This is a genomic window from Ectopseudomonas oleovorans, assembly GCF_029845265.1.
GTDB lineage: Bacteria > Pseudomonadota > Gammaproteobacteria > Pseudomonadales > Pseudomonadaceae > Aquipseudomonas > Aquipseudomonas oleovorans.
Genome location: NZ_JAOCLK010000040.1, coordinates 34,640 through 41,589, shown reverse-complemented (window position 1 = coordinate 41,589; position 6,950 = coordinate 34,640). Strand labels below are relative to the sequence as shown.

The following is a 6,950-nucleotide window of genomic DNA, read 5'->3' as shown; positions in this document are numbered from 1 at the left end:
ATGCTTGCGTCTTATTGCAGCTCGACGATGGTCTTGCCCGTCATCTCGGCCGGCTGTGGCAGGCCCATCAGCGTGAGCAGGGTCGGCGCCACATCGGCCAGCACGCCACCTTCACGGATACGCGCCGGGCGCTTGCCAACGTAGATGAACGGTACTGGCTCGCAGGTGTGGGCGGTGTGCGCCTGGCCGGTGCACTCGTCTTCCATCTGTTCGACGTTGCCATGGTCGGCAGTGATCAGCGCTTCGCCACCGACCTTGTCCAGCGCCTCGGTGATGCGGCCGACGCAGCGGTCGAGGGTTTCCACGGCCTTGACCGCCGCCTCGAACACGCCGGTATGGCCGACCATGTCGCCGTTGGCGTAGTTGACGATGATCACGTCATAACGCTGGTTCTCGATGGCATCGACGATCCTGTCGGTGACTTCCGGCGCGCTCATTTCCGGCTTGAGGTCGTAGGTGGCGACGTTCGGCGACGGAATCAGGATGCGTTCTTCGCCCTCGAACGGCTCTTCGCGACCGCCGGAGAAAAAGAAGGTGACGTGGGCGTATTTCTCGGTCTCGGCGATGCGCAGCTGGGTCTTGCCGTTCTTCGCCAGGTATTCGCCGAGCACGTTGGTCAGGGCTTCCGGAGCGAAGGCGCTGGGCGCCGGGATGCTCGCTGCGTACTGGGTGAGCATGACGAAACCGACCTGCGGTGCACGCTTGCGCTCGAATTCCTTGAAACCAGGCTCGACGAAGGCTCGGGTCAGTTCGCGGGCGCGGTCGGCGCGGAAGTTCATGAACACCACGGCGTCGCCATCTTCCACCTGCACCGGCGTGCCGATGGTGGTGGCCTTGACGAACTCGTCGCTCTCGCCACGGTCGTAGGCGGCTTGCAGGCCTTCAACGGCGCTGGCGGCGTTGAACTGGCCGGCGCCGTCGACGATCAGGTGGTAGGCCTGCTCGACGCGGTCCCAGCGGTTGTCGCGGTCCATGGCGAAATAGCGGCCGGTGAGACTGGCGATGCGGCCCTTGCCGAGGCGGGCGAATGTGGCATCGAGCAGCTCGATGGACGGTTGTGCGCTTTTCGGTGGGGTGTCGCGGCCGTCGAGGAAGGCATGCAGGTAGATCTTCTCGGCGCCGCGCTTGGCGGCCAGTTCGACCATGGCGACGATGTGATCCTGGTGGCTGTGTACGCCGCCATCGGAGAGCAGGCCGAGGATGTGCACGGCCTTGCCGGCGGCCACGGCCTTGTCCACGGCCTGGTTGATCGTGGCGTTGTCGAAGAACTCGCCGTCACGAATCGCCTTGGTCACGCGGGTGAAGTCCTGGTACACCACGCGACCGGCACCGAGGTTCATATGGCCGACTTCGGAGTTGCCCATCTGCCCGTCCGGCAGGCCGACGTCCATGCCGCTGCCTGAGATCAGGCAGTGCGGGTAGGTAGCACGCAGGCGGTCGTAGACCGGCGTGTTGGCAGCATGGATGGCGTTGTACTCGGGTTTGTCGCTGTGACCGAAGCCGTCGAGGATGATCAGAACCAAGGGTTTTGGCGTGGCACTCATTGAACTGGCTCGCTCTGCGTCTGAGGGGGCAAGGAAACAGCCCGGTATTTTAGGGCCAAGCGCCTGGCGCGTCACTGCCAGACGGGGTTTGGCCGACCTGTGGGGCTGTGTATACTGGCCGGCATTTTACCGTCCTGGGCCATATAGATGTTCGCCAACCTGATTGAATTCATCATTAATCACTATGTACTGAGCGGCATGTTCGCCGTTCTGCTGGTGTTGCTGATCGTCACCGAAATGCGCAAGGGTGGGCAGAGCCTGTCGAGCCGCGAGCTCACCGCGCTGGTCAATAGCGGCAAGGGCGTGGTGCTCGACGTGCGCGCGCAGAAGGACTTCTCCGCCGGGCATATCGTCGATTCGCTGCACATCCCTTACGACAAGGTGGTGGCACGTATCGCCGAGCTGGAAAAGCACAAGGCCAAGACCATCGTCGTCGTCGACGCCATGGGGCAGCATGCCGGCAGCGTCGCCCGCGAGCTGAAGAAAGCCGGTTTTACCGTCGCCAAGCTGTCCGGTGGCATCGCCACCTGGCGTGGCGACAACCTGCCGCTGGTGAAGTGACATGACCAGCGTGGTCGTGTACTCCAGCGACTGGTGTCCCTACTGCATGCGCGCCAAGCAGCTGCTGGCCAGTAAAGGGGTGGACTTCGAGGAAATTCGCGTCGACGGCCAGCCGGCCATTCGCGCGGAGATGACCCGCAAGGCTGGCCGCACCTCGGTGCCGCAAATCTGGATCGGCAGTACCCATGTGGGTGGCTGTGACGACCTCTACGCCCTGGAGCGCGCCGGCAAGCTCGACGCCCTGCTGCAGAGCCCCGCTTGAAACCTCAACGTTAAGGAAGGCAAACGTCATGACCGAGCAAGCCAACAGCGGCGCAGCCGCTGCCGATTCGCAGAATCCGCAATTCTCCCTGCAACGCATCTACGTCAAGGACCTGTCCTTCGAAGCGCCGAAGAGCCCGGAAATCTTCCGTCAGGAGTGGACGCCGAGCGTCGGCCTGGATCTGAACACCCGCCAGAAGGCCCTGGAAGGCGACTTCCACGAGGTGGTGCTGACCCTGTCGGTGACGGTCAAGAACGGCGAAGAAGTCGCCTTCATCGCTGAAGTGCAGCAGGCCGGCATCTTCCTGATCAAGGGCCTGGACGCTGCCTCGATGAGCCACACCCTCGGTGCCTTCTGCCCGAACATCCTGTTCCCGTACGCCCGTGAAGCGCTGGACAGCCTGGTGATCCGCGGCTCGTTCCCGGCCCTGATGCTGTCGCCGGTGAACTTCGACGCGCTGTACGCCCAGGAGCTGCAGCGCATGCAGCAAGCCGGCGAAACCGCTGCGCAATAAGCGTCATATCGCTGGAAAAACGCCGCGACTCCCTCCGAGGGAGCGCGGCGTTTTGCTTTTTCAGGGGCGACATGAGCCGGTTTCTATAACCGGTGCTGCCCACGCTCTGCAGGGTTACCAGTGTTTGCAACGCCCACTTCATGCCGGGTGGCGCAGGCAGAGCATAAGAATGACCCATCAGGCGGCCCCGGGTTTTGCCGAGCTCAACCCAGGCTACCTGCATGCGTTGTAGGAGCCCGCTTGCGGGCGATGGCGGCGACCTGATCGCCGGCAAGCCGGCTCCTACAGGTCGGGTTGCGGCGTTTATTCGGCATCGTGGGATGGTTGGGGCAGGGTGCGCGCCTCACTCGGCTTCGGCGAAGCCGTTCTGCCGCCAGGCTTCATAAACCGTCACCGCCACGGTGTTGGAGAGATTCAGGCTGCGGCAACCGGCGCGCATCGGCAAGCGTACGCGCTGCTCCGGTGGCAGCGCGTTACGTACGTCCACGGGCAGGCCACGGCTTTCCGGGCCGAACAGAAACGCGTCGCCGGGTTGGTAGGCGATCTCGTGGAACGGTTGCGAACCCTTGGTGGTGAAGGCGAACAGGCGCGGCTGGCCAAGGCTGTCGAGGCAGCTCTGCAGGTCCGGGTGGCGCTTGAGGGTGGCGTATTCGTGATAATCCAGGCCGGCGCGGCGCAGGCGCTTGTCGTCCAGTTCGAAGCCCAGCGGCTCGATCAGGTGCAGCTGGCAGCCGCTGTTGGCGCACAGCCTGATAATGTTGCCGGTATTGGGCGGAATTTCCGGTTGAAAGAGGATGACGTGGAACATGCAACACTCCGAGCGCTGGGACGAGCGCCATTCTACGCCGCCAGAAGATCCACGGCCGCGTTTGCGCTGGCGTTTCGTGGCATCGGTGATGCTGATCGCCTTTCTCGTCGGCATGATGATCGGCCGCGTGTTCGATCCACCACGTCTGCGTATCGAGGATGCCGAGGCCTGGGAACAGGGGTTGCAGCTCTGGTTCAACCGTGAGCCACAGGCGCAGGCCGAACATGTCGACGGCGCCCTGGTGTATCGCTACGCGGATGCCTACGGGCGGGTGCGTGAGGGGCAATTGAAACTGCCGTTGGGGCTGGTGAACTGGCGCGTGGAGCGCGACGGACGGGATCTGCTGCTGGTGCTGGTGTCACCCCGTCCGCTGGACGGGGAGTGGCGCGGTGCGCAAGAGGATGGACGTTGGCGGGCGCGCCTGACGCTGCGTCCCAAATAAAGAAGGGGATTCCCCGGCCTGCCTGTACCAAGGTCCCCGAAACGGGTGGCGCCGCGCTCATGGGCAGAGCAACGGCGCGTTACACATGACGCGCGGTGGCGTCGAATAAAGAAGGGGATTCCCCGGCCTGCCTGTACCAAGGTCCCCGAAACTGGGATTGCCTTAGCTTATGCAGGGCGTGTGCCAATTTTATTGCCGCAGCGGGAAGGCGCTATTTCGCTGGGTTTGAGGCCCGCGGGCGAGGGCTGCGGCGCCAGTTGCGACGCCACGGTGCACCAGCGTGTAGCGTGATGCACCGCTGGCGCACCACGCTGTTCTGGGGGCTGGATGGGGGCTCAGCGTGGTAGCAGTTTCAGCGTGCCCTGGCGGTTGGCTTTGACGTCGGCCTCGCTCAGGTGCTGTGGCTGATACTTGCCGGCCACATGGGGTGCCGCCTGATCGCCGTAATGCGCGTCGAACGGCACGCCGCTCTGGCCGACGGGAATGCCGCCCAGCGCCTTGTCGGCATCGGCCAGGTCGACCAGTCGTCGGGTGGAAGGGCCATAGACCACGGGCCAGGGCGCCGGGCCAACCTTGTGCGAGAAGTTGTTCGGCGTTTCATTGCCGCCTGGTGCGGCGAATGGGCCGATGTTCAGCAGCCAGGCCAGTGGCTGCTGTTGGCCAAGTGCGTGCTGATGGGTGAGGGTATGACCGCGGCCCCAGTTCCAGGCCTCGACATCATTGCCGAGCACGCTGCGTAGATGCGTCAGGCTGGCGCGCCAGGCGTCGGCGACGATCTGCGCGCGGCTTTCGCGTTGCTCGCTGCCCTGGCGATTCCACCAGGGCGAGTCGGCATTGGCGGTCAGGCGCGGCAGGGCAGTGTCGAGCACGCGGGTTTGCAGCAGGCTGTCGAAGAACACCTCGCCCAGCTCGTCGGCCATGGCTTCGCGGGCAAGCTGATAGGTCAGCTGGTTGAATAGGGTAGCGGCCACGGAATCGAGTGCGTGGTCGCCATTCCACTTGGCCAGTTGCTCCACCAGCGCGCGCTCCTCGTCGTTCGCCGCTGCTACGAGCAGCTCGTCGAGGATCGGCGCCAGCAAGCGCGGACCATAGCCGGTACCAGGATCGAGCTGCAGTGCCTGGCTGTTGTGGATATCCCACTTCACCGAGGCGTCGCTCAGGCGCTGGTTCAGGCGCTGACCGCGATCAGGCAGGTTGTAGTAACCGGGAATCTGAATGCCGCTGGCCGGCACGGGCTGGTAGTTGGCCGAGAGGATGTAGCCGCGCTCGGGGTTCTCTTCCTGCGGGTTGGCGCTGAAGGGGTGATAGCCGAGCTTGTCCGCTTCACCGCTGGCGCCATCGAGAATGAAGGTCGGGTTGACGCCGGCCGGGCGCAGCGGCAGCTTGGCTGCGGCCCACCAGCCAATATCGCCGCTGGCACTGGCCCAGACCACGTTGAGGCCGGGGGCTTCGATTTTCTCGACGGCGGTGCGGGCCTTGTCCAGGGTGTCGGCACGGTTGAGCTTGTAGAAAGCGTCGAGCATCGGGTTGTCGGTTTCGAGGAAGGCCCACCACATGGCGATCGGCGTGCTGCCGCTGGCCTGGCCGAGGGCATCGTTGATGATCGGCCCGTGCGGCGAGCGCCGCAGGGTGAGCTGCACCGGTTCGGCGTCCTTGACCTGGATGGTTTCCGTGCGCTGCTCGAGGTCGACCCAGTTGCCCCGGTACCAGACCTGATTGGCGTTGTCCGGGTTGACGCGCTCGGCGATCAGGTCGAGGTCGTCGTTCTGGAACATGGTCAGGCTCCAGGCGAAGTTGCGATTGTGGCCGAGCATGGCGCTGGGAATCAGCGCGTGGTGGTAGCCATACAGCTCGTAGCCGGGTGCCTGCAGGTGCGCCTCGTACCAGACCGCCGGCAGCGAGAAGCGAATATGCGGGTCGCCCGCCAGCAGCGGCTTGCCGCTGGCGGTGCGGCTGCCGGAAACAGCCCAGGCGTTGCTGCCCTCGAACTGCGGCAAGCCGGTGCCCTCCAGGGCGCTGTTGCTGAGCTGGGCCAGGGCGGAAAGATCCTGCCAGTCGCCGGCGGCCAGGGAGGTGCCGAGCACACCCTGCGGATGCCAGTCGAGATCGAATAGCTCGAGATAATCCGCCCCCAGGGCGTCACGGACATGGGTCATCACCGGTTCGGTGCGCAGGGCCGCGGCGAAGCTGTAGGCCATGTAGCCGGCGACGCTGAGCGTATCGGCCATGGTGAAAGGGCGTGGCTCGATGCCCAGCAGATCGAACTCCAGCGGACGTGGGCGGCTGGCCTGGTACTGATTGACCCCTTCGAGATAGTGCTGCAGCGCCTGGGTGGATGGGCTGCCTGCGTCCAGGCGGGCGGCGTAGGCATCGGCATGGCGGCCTATTTCCAGGGTGCGGAACAGGCGGTCGGTGGGCACCAGCTTTTCGCCGAGCACTTCGGCCAGTTCGCCGCGCGCCAGGCGCCGCAGCAGCTCCATCTGGAACAGGCGATCCTGGGCGTGGACGAAACCCAGAGCGCGGTACATGTCCGCTTCATTCTCGGCGCGAATGTGCGGCACGCCGCGTTCGTCGTAATCGACCGTAACCGGCGCCTGCAGCGCGCCGAGTACCAACTCGCCATCGCGTTGCGGTTGCTTGTCATGCAGGTACCAGGTCAGGCCACCGGCTGCGGCAGCGATTACCAGCGCCAGGGCGGTCAGGGAACGTTTCATCCAGCGATCCTTATTGTTGTGGGGCAAGCGTGCGAGCATTTTGCGCGGGCGCCCTGGCGCCGGCATTGACCATATGCCTCGATGCTGAAAGTCTATGGTCAAAGC

The 6,950-nt window shown here is 64.6% G+C and carries 7 protein-coding genes; 4 read left to right on the top strand and 3 right to left on the bottom strand.

What is annotated here, in order from left to right; translation table 11 throughout:
* Window positions 1–11: 11 nt before the first annotated feature.
* On the bottom strand, window positions 12–1,544 hold the full coding sequence (gene gpmI, locus N5J71_RS17775; RefSeq protein WP_279917345.1) for a 2,3-bisphosphoglycerate-independent phosphoglycerate mutase: 1,533 nt from the start codon (window positions 1,542–1,544) through the stop codon (window positions 12–14).
* 147 nt (window positions 1,545–1,691) lie between these two features.
* Between gpmI and N5J71_RS17770 the strand changes: the two genes are divergently transcribed.
* From N5J71_RS17770 to secB, 3 genes are read left to right on the top strand one after another with little or no spacing between them, the layout of a single operon-like run.
* The gene (locus N5J71_RS17770; protein ID WP_003464147.1) at window positions 1,692–2,105 is read left to right on the top strand and encodes a rhodanese-like domain-containing protein; all 414 of its coding nucleotides are present in this window, start codon (window positions 1,692–1,694) and stop codon (window positions 2,103–2,105) included.
* A 1-nt stretch (window position 2,106) separates the two neighbouring features.
* Window positions 2,107–2,367 carry a glutaredoxin 3 gene (gene grxC, locus N5J71_RS17765; protein WP_003464145.1) on the top strand — a complete coding sequence of 87 codons (261 nt, stop codon included), beginning with the start codon at window positions 2,107–2,109 and terminating at the stop codon, window positions 2,365–2,367.
* Window positions 2,368–2,395: 28 nt separating this feature from the next.
* Window positions 2,396–2,881, top strand: coding sequence for a protein-export chaperone SecB (secB, locus tag N5J71_RS17760; RefSeq protein WP_003464143.1), 486 nt, complete (start codon window positions 2,396–2,398; stop codon window positions 2,879–2,881).
* Window positions 2,882–3,224: 343 nt separating this feature from the next.
* Here secB and trmL read toward each other — a convergent pair whose 3' ends face one another.
* Window positions 3,225–3,689, bottom strand: a complete 465-nt coding sequence (trmL, locus tag N5J71_RS17755) for a tRNA (uridine(34)/cytosine(34)/5-carboxymethylaminomethyluridine(34)-2'-O)-methyltransferase TrmL (protein WP_003464141.1) — start codon at window positions 3,687–3,689, stop codon at window positions 3,225–3,227.
* Here trmL and N5J71_RS17750 point away from each other — a divergent pair.
* Window positions 3,688–4,131, top strand: coding sequence for a hypothetical protein (locus N5J71_RS17750; protein WP_003464139.1), 444 nt, complete (start codon window positions 3,688–3,690; stop codon window positions 4,129–4,131). The genes trmL and N5J71_RS17750 overlap by 2 nt on opposite strands.
* A gap of 335 nt (window positions 4,132–4,466) precedes the next feature.
* Here N5J71_RS17750 and N5J71_RS17745 read toward each other — a convergent pair whose 3' ends face one another.
* Complete coding sequence (locus tag N5J71_RS17745; RefSeq protein WP_279917344.1) at window positions 4,467–6,845, bottom strand: penicillin acylase family protein; 2,379 nt, start codon at window positions 6,843–6,845, stop codon at window positions 4,467–4,469.
* Window positions 6,846–6,950: the final 105 nt, after the last annotated feature.

Bases quoted from the DNA above. Each gene is read 5' to 3' on its own strand.
- gpmI (WP_279917345.1), bottom strand. From the start codon at position 1,544: ATGAGTGCCACGCCAAAACCCTTGGTTCTGATCATCCTCGACGGCTTC.
- N5J71_RS17770 (WP_003464147.1), top strand. From the start codon at position 1,692: ATGTTCGCCAACCTGATTGAATTCATCATTAATCACTATGTACTGAGC.
- grxC (WP_003464145.1), top strand. From the start codon at position 2,107: ATGACCAGCGTGGTCGTGTACTCCAGCGACTGGTGTCCCTACTGCATG.
- secB (WP_003464143.1), top strand. From the start codon at position 2,396: ATGACCGAGCAAGCCAACAGCGGCGCAGCCGCTGCCGATTCGCAGAAT.
- N5J71_RS17750 (WP_003464139.1), top strand. From the start codon at position 3,688: ATGCAACACTCCGAGCGCTGGGACGAGCGCCATTCTACGCCGCCAGAA.
- trmL (WP_003464141.1), bottom strand. From the start codon at position 3,689: ATGTTCCACGTCATCCTCTTTCAACCGGAAATTCCGCCCAATACCGGC.
- N5J71_RS17745 (WP_279917344.1), bottom strand. From the start codon at position 6,845: ATGAAACGTTCCCTGACCGCCCTGGCGCTGGTAATCGCTGCCGCAGCC.